Origin of the sequence: Listeria costaricensis (assembly GCF_900183385.1) — a bacterium.
In the GTDB taxonomy this organism is placed as follows: Bacteria; Bacillota; Bacilli; order Lactobacillales; family Listeriaceae; genus Listeria; species Listeria costaricensis.
Window position 1 is genome coordinate 1 of sequence record NZ_FXUT01000017.1, and the last position, 16,199, is coordinate 16,199.

Consider the following 16,199-nt stretch of genomic DNA (forward strand, 5'->3'; position numbering starts at 1 on the left):
GTCACATACGGAAACTGCTGCAATATAATTTGAAACAAAAAGTCTTTTTTTGTTTTATTAAACATTTTTTGTAAAATAAATATATTTTATTTGTTGTATAAATTATACGAAAATAAAATATGTTAGGATATATCATATAAGGTGTAGGAAATGCGCAAGAACTGTATCTAAGAGTTAATTTAGAATGTAATAGCAAGGGAAGTATTAGTAAAACCTCAAAATTAGTAAAATCATAAAGTTAAAATTAGGATGGTTGTTATGAAAAAAAGAGTCATTATTTTCAGTTGCATATGTTTTAGTGGAAATCTACTTTTGTATCTATTATATATAACTAGTTTTAGCATGAGTTTATTGTTTAGTGTGATTATGAACGTGCTGTTAATAACTGCTCTACTAACAGCACTCTATGTACTCATTGATTTTATTATCTGTCTAATATATCGGAAAATGAAAAAGCGAACAAAATCTTTCTAACGAGCTTTGTGTGGTTTTTGATATGCCCAAAGTATGGACTAGAAAAGTAAGCTTTGTCGTACGTATCTAAGCGAGACCAAATACCAATCAGATTTTTCTGGTCGGCATTTGGTCTCGCTATTTTTTTGTGTATTTTTATACAGGCTAAACTTATTGTTTAGTGCTTATTCAGGACTTTTTTCTGTTTGAAAAGGCTATTTAAGTTGAAATATGGAAAAATGGTGACAAAATCATATTATATATGTATATTTAATGTTTATATAATGGGGAATTCTTTTTTTATACGTATAAATAGTTAAAAGTGATTAAATCATTTGTGGAAAATCATTCGAAATATTAGAATATCGTATTTTTTTACTGTGATTTATAAGGGCTTTAAGACTGTATTGGTTATACAAGATACAGATATGTTAAAATAAATGAAACAACATAGAAAGAGGGACAAATAGGAAAAAGTCTTCATCTTTTTGTTAACGTTTGCATTTTGTGATTACGGGAGTTAAAACGATTAATAATACTAGCGATGTATTTAATTGTAAAAATAAAAGTCATACTAAAAGCTCCATTCGATGGGAAAAGATTCACTACTAGTTTAAATAAGGAGGACAACATGATGGAATGGATAATGCCTTATGTACCAATCGTTTTAGAAGTAGCGCTCGTTGCGGGATTAGTATTCATCGGATTGAAAATTTTTAAGAAATTCCAGTTATCAAAAAAGTAATTTTAGCAGAAAATGTGTAACTAAATTCATTTGACAAAATAAAATGAATTCATACGACGGTTTTGACTGAGTATAACACGAGGTCAAGCCGTCGTATTTTTATGCATTTAGGCGTAGTGCCCGACTTTTTTAGCCATTTTAAATGCTTTCTAAATCATCTAGCGTTATCAAGATTTCATCACACAAACATTCATACCATCACACAGGAAGTACCAGCAAAACGTCCAAATCAGCAAAACCGATTCCAAAAATTTTATCACTAGAACAGTTTTTTGAAAAAGTATTGCAACCGCTTTCTTAGCGTGCTAACATTGAATTAGATTCACAAGGATTGTTACCATTCGTTGGGCAAAACCTAAGTTGATCAGAGGGACACGTGTGTACTTTTGTACCGCTCGTCTTTGGATAAGCTTAGGTTTTTCTATTGCCCAAAAAACAAACAGAAAGAAGGGGTAAGGATGAATTATGAACCACTAGCAAGGGACATTCTAAAAAATGTCGGCGGGAAAGAAAATGTAGCAAGTGTTTTTCACTGTGTCACACGATTGCGATTTAAACTGAAAAATGAGAAGATTGCGAACTCGGAAGCGCTTGAAAAAATGGATGGCGTCATTTCGGTTATCAAAAGTGGTGGCCAGTATCAAGTCGTCATCGGCAATCATGTTCCAGATGTTTATAAAGCCGTTTTAGAAGTGGGTGGCCTTTCAGCTGAAGGAAGTTCAGAAGACGAAGCGACTTCCGGTGGCAATATTTTTAACCGTTTTATTGATATGATTTCTGGAATTTTCACACCGATTCTGGGTTTGCTCGCTGCGACAGGGATGATCAAAGGGTTTGCCGCCATGTTTGCGGCGTTCGGTTGGCTTTCAACGACTTCTGGAACCTATCAGATTTTATATGCAGCTGGGGACTGTTTGTTCTTCTTCCTGCCGATTTTCCTAGGCTATACGGCAGCCAAAAAATTCAAAGGCACGCCGTTCATTGGGATGGCGATTGGGGCGGCTCTCGTATATCCGGCACTTGCAGGACTCAGAGCGACTGAACCGCTTTACACCTTGTTCGACGGGACCATTTTCCAATCTCCTATTCATATTACCTTCTTAGGGCTTCCTGTGATCTTGATGACCTATTCCTCTTCCGTCATCCCGATTATTGCAGCAGCTTGGTTCGCCTCGAAAGTAGAAAAATGGCTACGCGGCATCATTCCTGATGTGGTCAAAACCTTCCTGATTCCTTTCTTTACACTACTGATCGTCATTCCGCTGACCTTCCTTTTAATAGGGCCTATTGCTACATGGGCAGGTCAATTGCTGGGAGCAGGGGTTATGTGGGTCTACAATTTAAGCCCAATGATCGCTGGGGTATTCCTCGGGGCTTTCTGGCAAGTATTTGTCATCTTCGGCCTTCACTGGGGACTTATTCCGATTGCGATCAACAATTTGACGACACTGGGATACGACCCGGTTCTCACCATGACATTTGCCGCTTCTTTTGCACAAATCGGGGCTGTACTGGCTGTCATGATCAAAACGAAAAACAAAAAACTCAAATCGCTCAGCGTACCAGCTTTCATTTCCGGCATCTTTGGTGTAACGGAGCCGGCGATTTACGGGGTCACTTTGCCACTTAAAAAACCGTTTATCATGAGCTGTATTGCAGCAGGTGTCGGCGGCGGGATCATTGGTTTTATTGGCGTGAAAAAATATATCATGGGTGGACTTGGCGTCTTTGGTATTCCGAATTTCATCAAGCCAGGCGCTGCAATTGAACCGGCATTCTGGTGGATTCTTGCGGCGATTGCGATTGCTTTCGTACTAGCCTTTGTACTTGTCATGGTAACAGGTTTCAAAGATAAGGAAGAAGCAAGCAACGAACCAGCACCGCAAATTCCGACAACGGAAACACTGATCGAGCGGGAAGTGATTTTGAGCCCAGTATCCGGTGAAGTCATTTCTCTCACCAATATCAAAGATGAAGCCTTTTCTTCCGGTGCATTAGGCCGCGGAATTGCGGTTCTTCCAACTGAAGGAAAACTATTCGCCCCAGTATCAGGAACTATTTCGATGATTTTTCCAACAGGCCATGCGGTGGGGATCACGACAAACGATGGGGCAGAAATTTTAATCCATGTGGGCATGGACACGGTGCAACTTAAAGGGAAGTATTTTACCGTACATGTGGCGCAAGGGGATAAAATTGAAGTCGGGCAGCTGCTGACAGAATTTGATATGGAAGAAATCACTCAAGCAGGTTATGATATGACGACGCCGATCGTGGTGACAAACTCGGAGCAATATTTAGATGTCCTGATCATCGATGAAAAGACAGTCAAAGCTTTTGACCGCCTCATCACCTTGGTCATTTAAATTTTACGGAAAAATAAAAAGAAGCCGAAAACTAGCATGCCCATTTCTACAAGGCAGCCAGCATTTCGGCTTCTTTATGATTATACGCGAAGTGCGCGAACTTTTTCTTCTTCCGGTGTCACGAAATAGGTGGTCTGGTTATCATAGGTCACATAGCCTGGCTTAGCGCCGTTTGGTTTCTTGACATGTTTGATAAGCGTGGCATCTACCGGGACACTGGCCGACAGGCGGGCTTTGGAGAAGTAGGCAGCGATCATTGCAGCTTCCAGAATGCTGGTTTCATCCGGGTCGCCAGATTCAATCACGACATGCGAGCCGGGAAGATCTTTGACGTGGAACCAGAGATAATGATTTTTTGCCCATTTATTCGTCAGATACTCATTTTGCTTGTTGTTTTTTCCGACAAGAATCGTTTGTCCGGTGCTAGAGCGATATTTTTCTAGTTTCGGAGCACTGTTTTTCTTGCGCATGCCTTTTTTCTGCCGATAACGCATGTAGCCCTGTTCGCCCAGCTCCTGCCGAATTTCTTCAATATCTTCCGTGCTGGCGGTATCAAGCTGTGCCTCAATGCCTTCAATATAGCGAATCTCTTCTTTCGTGAGGGCGATTTGTTCCTCAACAAAGTGGACGGCATTTCGCAATTTTTGATAGCGATTGAAGTAGCTCTGCGCATTTTGCGAAGGCGTCTTCCGCGTGTCAAGTGGAATCGTGACTTTGGCTAGCGCCTCATCGTAAAAATTCTCCACGGTGATTTCTTTCAGCCCTTTTTCCATTTGATAAAGGTTGGCTGTCAAAAGTTCCCCTTTTATCCGGTAATCATCGGCTTTTTCAGATTCAAGCAGCGTATTTTCCAGCTTTTCGATTTTCAAAAGATTTCTGGCACGTTCATTGGCCAACAATCGTTCCAGATCATGGGCAAGCTGATGAACGCGGTCACGTCTGGCTTTTCCAAGATAAAAGTGGTCGAGCAGCGCACTCAAATCAGTCGCCGTCTCGGCATCCGGATAAGTAACGAGCGGCATAAAGGTATAATCTTCACGATCCGCTTCTTGTAAATATTGGGGCAGCGGTTCTTGCGTATACGTCCGCACCTTGTCGAGCGTTTCAAAAAAAGCATTCGGCAGTGTCAGCGGCCCGGCCTCACCAGCTCTCGCCACAATCTCCTTTGCAATCAGCGGACTAAAGCCAGCAAAAGCCCGAACTAGCTGCTTGTCGACCTGCCCCGCCGAAAAATCAATGACAGAAAGCAGTGTCGTTTTGTCGGTCTGGAACGGATCCAGCTTATCTGCTTGCGGCGGCAGAATATAACTTGCACCAGGCAAAAGCGTCCGGTAACTGTTTTGCGCCGGCGAAACGTGCTTGATACAGTCGACGATCGTCTGCTTTTCCTGATCAACCAGCGTGATGTTGCTGTGGCGGCCCATGATTTCAATATAAAGGGTCGAACGGCGGTTTTCACCAATATCATCTTTGCCGCGAATATGGAACAGCAGCACCCGTTCATTTGGAATCTGCTCGATTTCTTCAATAATAGCGCCTTCCAAATATTTCCGCAGCAGCATGCAGAACATTGGCGGCTGAACGGGGTTTTCAGGTATGTCGCTAGTCCACTGAACGCGGGCATAGCTTGGATGTGCGGAAATCAGTAGCCGTTTATTTTCACGATTTTTTCGGATATAAAGGACCAGCTCATGTGAGAAAGGCTGGTGGATTTTCATTATTCGGCCACTTTCAGCAGAATTTTTTAATTCCGGCAAAAGGGCTGTCAAAAACATTGCATCAAAAGCCATTTTTTTCTTCTCCTTTAGGGTTCATCCTTTTATTTTAGCACGTCTTAAGGGATCCTCCAAATCAGATTTGACGAAACTTTCAGAATCACGCTAAAATGAATGGGAAAAGAAGGGAGCCGGACAGATGAAAGTGCTGATAGCGGATGACAATGCCTTTATTACAGGCGGACTTGAAATCATTTTAAATAGGGAAGAAGATATTGAAGTGGTCGGAATTGTGCAAAATGGGGAGGAAGCGGTCGACTTTTGCCAGACGGAGCCTGTGGATATTGCGCTTCTTGATATCCGCATGCCTAAAATGGACGGCGTGGAAGCGACAAAACGAATCACCGAAACGTCCTGCACCAAGGTGATTATTCTGACGACGTTTGACGATGACGCCTACATTATCAGCGCCATTCAAAATGGGGCGAAGGGCTATCTGCTGAAAAATAATGACCCGGCACGGATCATTCAGGCGCTGCGAAGTGTCAGCCAAAATCAAAGCATCGTTCAAGAAGAAATCTGGCTGAAAATGAAGGACTCACTTTCGGGACGGACAGATTACGCGGCAGTCATGGAACGGCTAGGCTTGACGAACCGCGAAAAAGACATCATGGCAGCAGTGGCGAAAGGATACAGCAACAAAGAAATCGCTCGTCTGCTTTTCCTATCAGAAGGAACCGTCGCCAACCATATCTCGACACTTCTTGGTAAGCTTGGACTGGAACACCGCACGCAACTAGCGATTCTTTACCTGACAGGAAAGGCGGGAGGCGAGACATGAATGAAAAAATCGGTCTCGATACGATCAGCGCGATTTTTCTAATGTGGTTGGTCTTTTTAGAGATTCCCAACCTGTTTACCTTTACGCTTTATTTAATTATCACGCTGTTTTATCTGGCGGCCCAAATCTTCCTGTCACTCTGGCGGCATGTGCAGCTAGTCGGCAGTTTGTTGGTTACAATGGGGCTACTATGGCTGATTGTCGCTGGGTTTTCACTGCTTTTCTTCCTGTTGCCGTTTGCAGCGGCTGGTTGTTTGTATGCCTTAGACATCCCGCGGCTTCGTTACCAGTTTGGGCTGTTTGCTGCGTGTCTGTTGCCCGCTTTTTTTGCGAAAGATCATTTGGCGACAATGGGGTATGCGCTTGTGACAGGTCTCGTTTTTCTATGCACGCATTATTTTTTGGAATTGCAACAGCTGCGGCAAATTCGCGCAGAGGAAACGATACGGCTGGAAGGAAGTCTCTATCAACTTGCACGGAAACATGAAACGATGGAACGCGGCTTTTTGACGCAGATTCATTTGCTCCGTTTGGAAGAACGCAATCAACTAAGCCATAAAATCCATGATCAGCTCGGGCACTCTTTGACAGGCGGCTTGTTGCAGCTTGAAGCCGCGAAAACGTTACTTCAAACAGATCCCCAAAAGGCCGGGCAACTGCTCGATAATGCCATCAAAATCAGTCAAGAGGGGATCGAGCAGATCAGGCTGACATTAAAGGAGACCAAGCCGGAGCAGGAAAGTCTGGCGCTCGATCGGCTCAAATTTCAGCTGGAAGAATTTGAACAAAAAGCAAGTAAGCGGACAATGCTTCAAATCAGTGGGAACCTAAGCCGCATCACGCAGGAAATCTGGTATGTGATCAGTCAAAATCTGACGGAAGGATTAACGAATATTCTCAAATACAGCGAGGCGACCAACGTCCAAATTGGGCTGGAAGTTTTCAATCAATTCATCCGCTTTGAAATCAAGGATAACGGCATTGGCGTGCGGAAACTTGAAAAGAGTCTCGGCTTGATCGGTATAGAAGAACGAACGGCAGCGCTCGGCGGGCAAACGACATTTAATCATCGAACGGGTTTTGCCATCGTGATGATTTTCCCGATAAAACATGAGAATTTCACGGTCAAAAAGTGAGGAATTGCACTGGGAGCAGCCTCGCTTTTTTATTATACTGAACCTATCAATTAAAAAAGGAGCGGGAAAAATGAAAATCGTAGAAATTCGTCAATTAGTGAAAAAGTTTGATCAGACGATTGCTGTAGATCATTTGGATTTAACGATTGAGTCCGGTCAGATTTTTGGACTGCTCGGCCCAAATGGTGCGGGGAAAAGTACGGCAATCAGTATTATTTGCGGACTTTTGCGCCCAACTGACGGTACCGTGCGCTTATTTGGAGAAGAAAGCAACGGACAGAATACCGCCCATAAAGCAAGAATCGGGCTGGTCCCACAAGAGATTGCGCTTTATCCCGATTTATCCGCCTATGAAAATGTGCGCTTTTTTGCCGGCCTATATGGCTTGCGCGGCGAGGCGCTTGAACAGGCTGTGCAGCAAGCATTGAAGTTTGTCGGCTTGGAAGAAAAGGCCAAACTGCGCCCGAAAACCTTTTCCGGCGGGATGAAAAGGAGGCTCAATATTGCCTGCGCGATTGCCCACCAGCCGTCGCTAATCATTATGGATGAACCAACTGTCGGCATTGATCCGCAATCACGCAACTATATTTTAGCCTCTATTCGTCGCCTGAATCAGGAAGGAGCAACGATTATCTACACTAGCCACTATATGGAAGAAGTGGAGGAGCTCTGTGATCAGATAGCCATCATTGACCAGGGACGTGTGATCGCTGAGGGCAGCAAAGAAGCGCTGATTGGCCTTGTGACAGACGTGAAGGAAACCATCATCACAGTGGCTAATGCAGAAAAGGTTGATAAAGAAGCCTTGCTGGCGATTCGCGGGACAGTGGCCGTTCAGATGGAGGAAAATACCATTCGGCTGACCACGAAAGCAGAAATCAATCAATTGAATGACATGCTTGCCTATTTGCTTGCACATGACATTGAAATATTGACAGTGGAGCAGCAGAACTTGAATCTCGAAACAGTCTTTTTGAATTTAACCGGCCGTTTGCTGCGGGATTAGGGAGGAGGCTTTTATGAAACTATTTCAAATCGCATGGAAGGAATTCAAGCTGAGCCTGCGCGACCGCCAATTTTTCATCTATTCGCTGCTTTTTCCAATTGCGCTCATTTTTGTTCTGGGCAGCGTGCTCCAAAATGCTTTTGATGATGACATGACCTTTGAAAAAGTAGATGCCGCCTATACCCTTCAAACGGACAAGGAAAGTGCAGCGGCTTTTCAAAATTTTGCCAAACAGGCAGATGGAGAGCTGATTCATTTTACAAAGATTGATCAGGAAAAAGAGGGACGAGACTTAGTGGCACACGGAAAAAAAGATGCCCTTATTATCATTGATGATCAAAAAATCCAAGTGGTCACCAACATGCCGGATAAAGTGACCAAAACCGTGTTGGACAACTATATCCAAGCCTTTTCCAGTCAATACCAGCTGGCGGCAGGAATTGCTCAAGTCGATCCGACCCAAGTCCAGCCGGCTCTACAGAAAGCCTATTCGGAGAGTGCAAAAATCACGACAGCCAAGCCGCCTTCCGGGAATCAGGTCACCTCTTTTCAATATTATGCGATTGCTTTGATCGCCATGGCAATGATGTTCGGCGTCATGAACGGGGCCAATACGTTCCGAATCGAAAAAACGCTACACACCTATACACGTCTGCAAATTGCCCCTGTTTCCAAGATGACCGTGCTCGGCGGGAATTTCCTCGGGACACTGGGCGTCAATACCTGCGCCCTACTCATTCTCATGCTTTTTTCCGGTTTGTTCTTTGATGTCGACTGGGGAAGACATGCCGGCTTTATTTTCTGCATCTATTTATCCCTGCTACTCTTCTCCGTTGCCCTCGGGATACTGCTGGACATTGTTTCGGATAATAATCCAGCCGTTCTAGGCGCCGGAAACCTGCTCGTCCAAGTATTTTGTTTTCTTGGCGGCGCTTATTATCCAATGGTCGGGGAGATCATGCCGCGTTTTTCGCCGGTCGGCTGGTTGAATATCGGCGTGCGCAATCTGCTTTATCAGAACGAATGGCAAGATGCGGCACTGGCACTTGCAGGGAACCTTATCTTTACAGCCCTCTTTATCGGCATCTCACTGATTTTGATCAGACGAAAGGAAGTGTATTGAGATGAAACAGATCGGCTGGTTATTTCACCATCATTTCACCACTCTGCGCTCCAATAAATTCAAACTAATCACGATACTTTTTTTCCCGATTCTAAGCATTCTCATCTACTTCTTCGCCTATGATCTGCAAGGAGATACGTCAGGCGCCTCGATTCGCGTTGCTAATGACGATGCCGGCACCTATACGACAGCGCTTGTTTCAATGCTGGAAGAAAAGGGCATCCAGTCTGTTTCAGTGGAAAAAGGGAAGCAGCAGCTTGAGAGCAGTCAGATCGACGCCCTGATTCTTCTTCAAAAAGGCAGCAATCAAAGCCTGAAAGAAGGAACCCCCGCCCATTTTCAAATCGAGTCCATGCAGGGGGAAGATGTGGTCAAAACGGTGAAGATGACCTTGCAGGCAACAATCGCCCAGGTGGAAGCTTTGCTAGCAGCTGGCGGCCCTGATCAATTCGCCACCTATCAGGCATCCTATCTGTCGGCAGCCCTTCCCGTGGAAAATGTCAGCTTGAATGACAAAACCGACCTGGCCAAAATGATGAGCGCACAAATCCTCGGCTTTCTATGCATGATGCTTCTTTATGCCGCCGGGAATGTCGGTGAACTGATTTTACAAGAAAAAGAAGACCGGACCTATCAGCGTCTGATGAGCACACCACTGTCGGCCAACCAGTATTTGATCGGTAGCAGCCTGTTCGGCTATCTAGTCGTCCTTTTTGAAGTTTTTGTCTGTCTGATCGCGATGAAATTCATCTTCCAGATTGACCCGGGAACTTCCTATCTGGCACTTTTTAGCATCATGAGCCTGTTTTCTCTGATGGCCATTTTCCTGTCACTGGCATTTGGCTTTGCGGCGAAAAGCAGACGCAGTATTAGCGCCCTGCAAATGATTATTTTCACACTGTCGACTCTTCTGTCCGGCGCCCTGATTCCGATCGCAATCATGCCCGACATCATGCAGAAGGTGGCTCATTTTATGCCGCAATATTGGGTGATGCACGCCATCAGCATCTTGCAAAATGGCGGCGGACTGGCAGAACTTTTCAGCTCAATCGCCGTGCTGCTCGGCTTCACCGTCCTTTTTGCCAGCATCGCCATCTTCCAGTACCGCAAAAAAGAACAAGAAACCGTATTTATGTAAGAAAAGGAATGAAGAGGCTTGAGGATATGCCTGCCGCGCCCGGAAACCATGTTTGTCCAGCGGCATGTGGCAGCTCCTCTCAAACCTCTTTTTTCTTTTTTCATAAAAATGGCTGTATTTTTAGCCAAGATTTGCTATAATGATTAGATGAAATCGTGATTCGAGGTGTCTTGTAATGGTAAAAAGCATGACCGGATTTGGACGTGCCAGTCAGGAAACGGCAGATTTTAAAGTAACCGTCGAACTGAAAGCCGTCAATCATCGCTACTTAGAATGTCTATTTCGGATGCCAAGGCAGTTTAACTTTTTAGAAGGCAGCATGAAAAAAATGATCGCAAGCGTGATTCGGCGCGGCCGGGTCGAGTGCTTTTTCTCTGTAGAGGGCACACATATCGCCAAACAATCGCTCGTTGTGGATTGGGATCTGGCCGATCATTATTATCGCTTTTTGAAAAAGGCCAAGGCACGTTATTCCTTTGAATCTGAGCCCACCATGCAGGATTTTCTGACGGACGCTGCCTATTTGGAAGTAAAAGAAGCACAAGAAGTCAGTCCTGAACTGGAGCCACTTTTTCTGAAAGCCTTGGAGAAAGCAGTGAAACGGCTGGATGATATGCGGCAAACAGAAGGGAACGAACTCGCCCTCCATTTTAAGACGCATGTCACAACCTTGCAGCAGGCGCTTCTAGTGGTGGAAGAAGAGCTCCCGAAAAATCGGCTTTATTTTGAAGAAAAGTTGCGTTCTCGACTGGAACAGCTTGCGGGAACTGAGTTTGATCAGCATCTACTTTTTTCAGAACTGGCGCTTTTACTAGAAAAAGCGGACATCAACGAAGAAATTGAGCGGCTTGGAAGTCATATCAAGCAATTTGAGAGCATCCTTCTGAAAGAGGAGCCCATCGGTCGCAAACTCGATTTTCTCATTCAAGAAATGAACCGTGAAGTCAACACGATCGGTTCAAAAGCCCAAATGCTCACCATTACTGAAAAAGTGGTCGAAATGAAGACAACACTTGAAAAAATTCGCGAACAAGTACAAAATGTGGAATAAGAGAAATGAGGGAAATAAATGTCAGAACGAGGACTGTTGATCGTTTTATCCGGCCCTTCAGGCGTGGGGAAAGGAACCGTTCGAAGCGCCATTTTTGCCGATCCGGAAACGAATTTTGATTATTCGATTTCGATGACAACAAGAAGCCCGCGGGAAGGCGAACAAGACGGAATCGATTATTATTTCCGCAGCCGCGAGGAATTTGAAACCGCAATCCATGCGGGTCAAATGCTCGAATACGCGGAATATGTCGGCAACTACTACGGTACGCCGCTAGAATACGTGGAAGAAAAGCTCGCTCAAGGCATTGATGTTTTTCTTGAAATCGAAGTGCAGGGCGCTCTCCAAGTGAAGGAACGGATGCCGGAAGGAGTTTTTATTTTCCTGACACCGCCAGATCTTTCCGAGCTGAAAAATCGGATTATCGGGCGTGGAACAGAATCAATGGAAGTCGTGAATGAGCGGATGGAAACCGCCCGCAAGGAAATCGAACTGATGACAAGCTATGATTATGCCGTCGTCAATGACTTGGTACCTGAGGCAGTCCGCAAAATCAAAGGAATTATAGAAACAGAACATTTAAAAACGGAGCGAGTCGTACATCGCTACCAAAAAATGCTGGAGGGATTAAAATGATGTTATATCCATCAATTGACAACCTATTACTAAAAATCGATTCAAAATATTCACTGGTAACAGTGGCAGCAGGACGTGCTCGCAACATGCAAGCGACGGATTCAAAAGGAACACTTCCAAGCTATGAATCGCACAAGTATGTTGGGAAGGCACTAGAAGAAATCTATGCCGGCAAACTTGTCATTGAAAAATAAGCTGACTTTGAGCGCAAAGAAGCTCTGTTTAAAGCGGGAAACCAGCTTTAAGCAGAGTTTTTTTATACCGAAAGCATGAATTCCAAAGCCGTTCTATTGTATAATAAAAACAGATGCACGCGGAGCCTGTATCCATTTTTACGCAAACCGCTCCAACAAAAGTGATTGAGGTGAAAAACATGCAAGGAAAAAATATTTTACTGGCCGTCTCAGGCGGGATCGCCGTTTATAAAGCGGTCGCACTGACCAGTAAACTCACACAAAAAGGCGCAAATGTCAAAGTCATGATGACTGAGCACGCCACGCAGTTTGTTCCGCCGCTTTCTTTTCAAGTCCTTTCCCGAAATGATGTTTATACAGATACTTTTGATGAAAAAGAGTCGAAAGTTGTTGCACATATTAATCTAGCCGACTGGGCAGACCTCGTCATCGTAGCCCCTGCAACGGCCAACCTGATCGGCAAAATGGCGAACGGAATAGCAGATGATATGGTTACGACCACATTGCTTGCAACAGAAGCGCCTGTCTGGGTAGCGCCAGCCATGAATGTTCATATGATCAGCCATCCGGCAGTCGTCCGCAACATTGAGCGGCTATATCAAGACGGCATCCGTTTTATCGAACCGGACGAAGGCTATCTGGCTTGCGGCTATGTAGGTCGAGGTCGCTTGGAAGAACCAGAGAAAATCGCCGCACGAATCGAAGAATTTTTTAGAGAAGATCAGACGGAACTTGCCGGCAAAAAAGTGCTCATCACAGCAGGCGGTACACGTGAAAAACTAGACCCAGTCCGCTATTTTACCAACCGTTCGAGCGGTAAGATGGGTTTTCAGATTGCCGAACAAGCCATGCTAAAAGGTGCCGACGTGACCCTTGTGACCACCACGCGTGAACTACCCGTCCCGCCTAATATGAAAGCCGTCTATGTCGACTCAGCCGAAGAGATGTATCAAGCCGTGACAAGTGTCAAAGAGCAGCAGGATGCCTTTGTTATGGCAGCAGCCGTCGCCGACTATACACCTGTCGAAGTGCACGCGCATAAAATCAAAAAACAGCCCGGCGATCTGACCATTCAACTGAAACGAACCAAAGATATCCTGCTTTCTGTCGGAGAAACCAAACGTCCTGATCAAGTGGTTGTCGGCTTTGCCGCGGAAACGCAAAATGTGGCCGAAAATGCCCGCGCCAAACTGCACAAAAAACACGCCGATCTCATCGTTGCCAATAATGTCGCAGAGCAAGGGGCAGGCTTTGGCGTTGATACCAATATCGTCACCTTCTATTTCGCAGATGACCAAGAAATCGCTCTACCACTTTTGGATAAACGCGACGTGGCCGCACGAATCACGACGGAAATCAGCCGCGTACTGGAAGCCAAGCACAATGGTTAATGTCGCAGAAGTGATCGTCGATGTCCCGGCCATGCAAGTGGACCGACCGTTCGACTATCTGATTCCAGAAGAGTTGACCGACGTCGTAACAGCCGGCATGCGCGTGATCGTGCCATTTGGACCGCGCACCGTTCAGGGATTTGTCATTCAAACCAAAGTGACCCCCGACAATCATAAACTAAAGCCAATTCGTGAAGTTATGGATCTTTTGCCCGTCCTAAGTACCGAACTTTTAGCGCTGGGTGACTGGCTGGCAAAAGAAACGCTATCGTTCAAGGTTTCAGCCTATCAGGCCATGCTGCCGGCACTTCTCCGCGCCAAATATGAAAAATATTTTGTCCGCCTAGACGAAGAGGACGCAGAGCTTGAAGCGCTTTTTGAAGGCTATGAAACACTCGACTGGAAAAAAGCCGAAGCAAACGGACTCCTCAAAGTCATTCAAAAATACCTGAAAAACGGTCAAGCAGAAGTCATTTACCAGGTGAAAAATAAGATTACCAAAAAGAAAGCTCGCTACGTTCATTTGAAAAAGGATCCAGTCCAACTGGAAGAGGCCCTGCTCGATTTGCCTAAAAGCGCCAAAGCACAGCAAAAAGTTTTACGTTATTTTATGCAGACAGGCGAAACCAAAATCACCCAAAAAGCCCTGCAGGAAAGAGCGGGAGTCACGACTGAACCAATCAAAAAACTTGCCCAAGTCGGCATTTTGAAAATTGTCGATCAGGAAGTGGCACGCGATCCCTATCAAGGACGGGTTTTTGAAAAAACGACCGCACTGCCGCTTCTTGACGGGCAGAAACAAGCTTGTGACCAAATCATCGAGGCGGTCGAACAAAACCGAGCTGAGACCTTTCTGCTTCATGGGGTGACGGGCAGCGGGAAAACTGAAATCTACCTGCAAACCATCGAACACGTCTTAAAGAAGGGGCAGGAAGCGATCGTACTCGTACCGGAAATCTCCCTGACCCCACAAATGGTGAATCGCTTCAAAAGCCGTTTTGGCGATGAAGTGGCCGTGCTGCATAGTGCCTTGTCCTCCGGTGAAAAGTATGACGAATGGCGCCGAATTGAGAAAAAAGAAGCCCATGTGGTCGTCGGTGCCCGTTCAGCCGTTTTCGCTCCTTTTGAAAATTTAGGCATGATCATCATTGACGAGGAGCACGAGGCCACCTATAAACAAGAAGACAATCCGCGGTATCATGCACGTGACGTAGCCATCTGGCGTGCGGCCCGTGCGAATATCCCCGTTGTTCTGGGCAGCGCGACCCCCTCCATGGAATCCTTTGCCCGCGCCAAAAAAAATGTCTATACACTGCTTTCACTGCCCGATCGAGTCAATCAGCAAGACCTGCCCGAAGTCCACGTTGTCGATATGCGCGATGAACTCAGACAGCAGAACAGGACCGAGTTTTCACGCATCCTGCTCGAAAAAATGAAAGACCGGCTGGCAAAAGGCGAGCAAACCGTCCTTCTGCTCAATAAACGCGGCTATGCGTCCTTTGTGATGTGCCGTGACTGCGGCTATGTCGTCGAGTGCCCCAACTGTGATATTTCTCTGACCTACCATCAGGCGACTCACAAGATGAAGTGCCATTATTGCGGTCACGAGGAAGCCGTTCCGAATCACTGCCCATCCTGCGAAAGCGAGCATATCCGCTATTTCGGCACCGGTACGCAAAAAGTCGAGGAGAGCCTGACCAAGCTGCTACCAGAAGCACGAATTATTCGCATGGATGTCGACACGACCCGGACAAAAGGAGCCCATGAGAAGCTCCTGCAACGTTTTGCTAATCATGAAGCCGACATTTTGCTCGGGACACAAATGATTGCCAAAGGACTGGATTTTCCGGACATCACGCTAGTTGGTGTTTTAAATGCCGATACAATGCTATTTTTGCCAGACTTCCGTTCAGCCGAGCGGACCTTCCAGCTACTCACTCAGGTCAGCGGACGAGCTGGACGACACGAACTCACCGGGGAAGTCATTGTGCAAAGCTATACACCCGAGCACTACAGCATTCAGTACGCCAAAAAGCATGACTATCTGGGCTTTTATGAACATGAAATGCAGATGCGTTATCGCTATCAATATCCACCGTTTTACTATTTGACGCTGATCGGGGTCAGTCATGAAGATGAAATGACCGTCATCCGAACGATTCGACAAATTGCCGACTATCTGCGTTCCAAGCTGCATCAAAATGCGCTGATACTCGGCCCCGTACCCAGCACGATCAGCCGGATCAAGAATAAATACCGCTACCAATGCATGATCAAATATAAAGTCGAGCCTGAACTGCAGGCCGAATTAAAAAGCATTTTGGAACACTATCAAAAAGACCAGCAAAAAGGACTCACGATCTCGATCGACGTGCAGCCCTATGTGCTGATGTAAGAAGGAGAA

General features: G+C 45.6%; 12 protein-coding genes. 11 read left to right on the forward strand and 1 reads right to left on the reverse strand.

Annotated features, from left to right (window positions below; genetic code table 11):
- The first annotated feature begins 1,656 nt into the window (after positions 1–1,656).
- Positions 1,657–3,564 carry a beta-glucoside-specific PTS transporter subunit IIABC gene (locus CS921_RS12180; RefSeq protein WP_099224263.1) on the forward strand — a complete coding sequence of 636 codons (1,908 nt, stop codon included), beginning with the start codon at positions 1,657–1,659 and terminating at the stop codon, positions 3,562–3,564.
- An 80-nt stretch (positions 3,565–3,644) separates the two neighbouring features.
- Here the strand turns inward: CS921_RS12180 and CS921_RS12185 are convergent, their stop codons facing one another.
- Entirely contained in the window at positions 3,645–5,354 is a 1,710-nt protein-coding gene (locus CS921_RS12185; protein WP_099224265.1) for an Rqc2 family fibronectin-binding protein, read from the reverse strand.
- A 124-nt stretch (positions 5,355–5,478) separates the two neighbouring features.
- On the opposite strand from CS921_RS12185, the gene CS921_RS12190 reads away from it, so the two are divergent.
- The 10 genes from CS921_RS12190 to priA all read left to right on the forward strand — a co-directional run bounded on the left by CS921_RS12190 (position 5,479) and on the right by priA (position 16,190).
- Positions 5,479–6,120: a response regulator transcription factor gene (locus CS921_RS12190; protein ID WP_099224267.1), complete on the forward strand. Its 642-nt coding sequence runs from the start codon at positions 5,479–5,481 to the stop codon at positions 6,118–6,120.
- Positions 6,117–7,256 (forward strand): sensor histidine kinase, encoded by a 1,140-nt coding sequence (locus CS921_RS12195; protein ID WP_099224269.1) that lies wholly within the window; start codon positions 6,117–6,119, stop codon positions 7,254–7,256. The genes CS921_RS12190 and CS921_RS12195 overlap by 4 nt, the downstream gene beginning before the upstream one ends.
- A gap of 70 nt (positions 7,257–7,326) precedes the next feature.
- The gene (locus CS921_RS12200; RefSeq protein ID WP_099224271.1) at positions 7,327–8,262 is read left to right on the forward strand and encodes an ABC transporter ATP-binding protein; all 936 of its coding nucleotides are present in this window, start codon (positions 7,327–7,329) and stop codon (positions 8,260–8,262) included.
- Between the two features lie 13 nt (positions 8,263–8,275).
- On the forward strand, positions 8,276–9,385 hold the full coding sequence (locus CS921_RS12205; protein WP_099224273.1) for an ABC transporter permease: 1,110 nt from the start codon (positions 8,276–8,278) through the stop codon (positions 9,383–9,385).
- A 1-nt stretch (position 9,386) separates the two neighbouring features.
- Positions 9,387–10,523, forward strand: coding sequence for an ABC transporter permease (locus tag CS921_RS12210; protein ID WP_099224275.1), 1,137 nt, complete (start codon positions 9,387–9,389; stop codon positions 10,521–10,523).
- A 175-nt stretch (positions 10,524–10,698) separates the two neighbouring features.
- The gene (locus CS921_RS12215) at positions 10,699–11,574 is read left to right on the forward strand and encodes a YicC/YloC family endoribonuclease (RefSeq protein WP_099224277.1); all 876 of its coding nucleotides are present in this window, start codon (positions 10,699–10,701) and stop codon (positions 11,572–11,574) included.
- 18 nt (positions 11,575–11,592) lie between these two features.
- Positions 11,593–12,210: a guanylate kinase gene (gene gmk, locus CS921_RS12220; protein WP_099224279.1), complete on the forward strand. Its 618-nt coding sequence runs from the start codon at positions 11,593–11,595 to the stop codon at positions 12,208–12,210.
- On the forward strand, positions 12,210–12,404 hold the full coding sequence (rpoZ, locus tag CS921_RS12225) for a DNA-directed RNA polymerase subunit omega (RefSeq protein ID WP_099224379.1): 195 nt from the start codon (positions 12,210–12,212) through the stop codon (positions 12,402–12,404). The genes gmk and rpoZ overlap by 1 nt, the downstream gene beginning before the upstream one ends.
- Positions 12,405–12,583: 179 nt before the next feature.
- The gene (gene coaBC / locus CS921_RS12230) at positions 12,584–13,795 is read left to right on the forward strand and encodes a bifunctional phosphopantothenoylcysteine decarboxylase/phosphopantothenate--cysteine ligase CoaBC (RefSeq protein WP_099224281.1); all 1,212 of its coding nucleotides are present in this window, start codon (positions 12,584–12,586) and stop codon (positions 13,793–13,795) included.
- Complete coding sequence (priA, locus tag CS921_RS12235; protein ID WP_099224283.1) at positions 13,788–16,190, forward strand: primosomal protein N'; 2,403 nt, start codon at positions 13,788–13,790, stop codon at positions 16,188–16,190. Before coaBC ends, priA begins: the two co-directional genes overlap by 8 nt.
- Positions 16,191–16,199 lie beyond the last annotated feature (9 nt).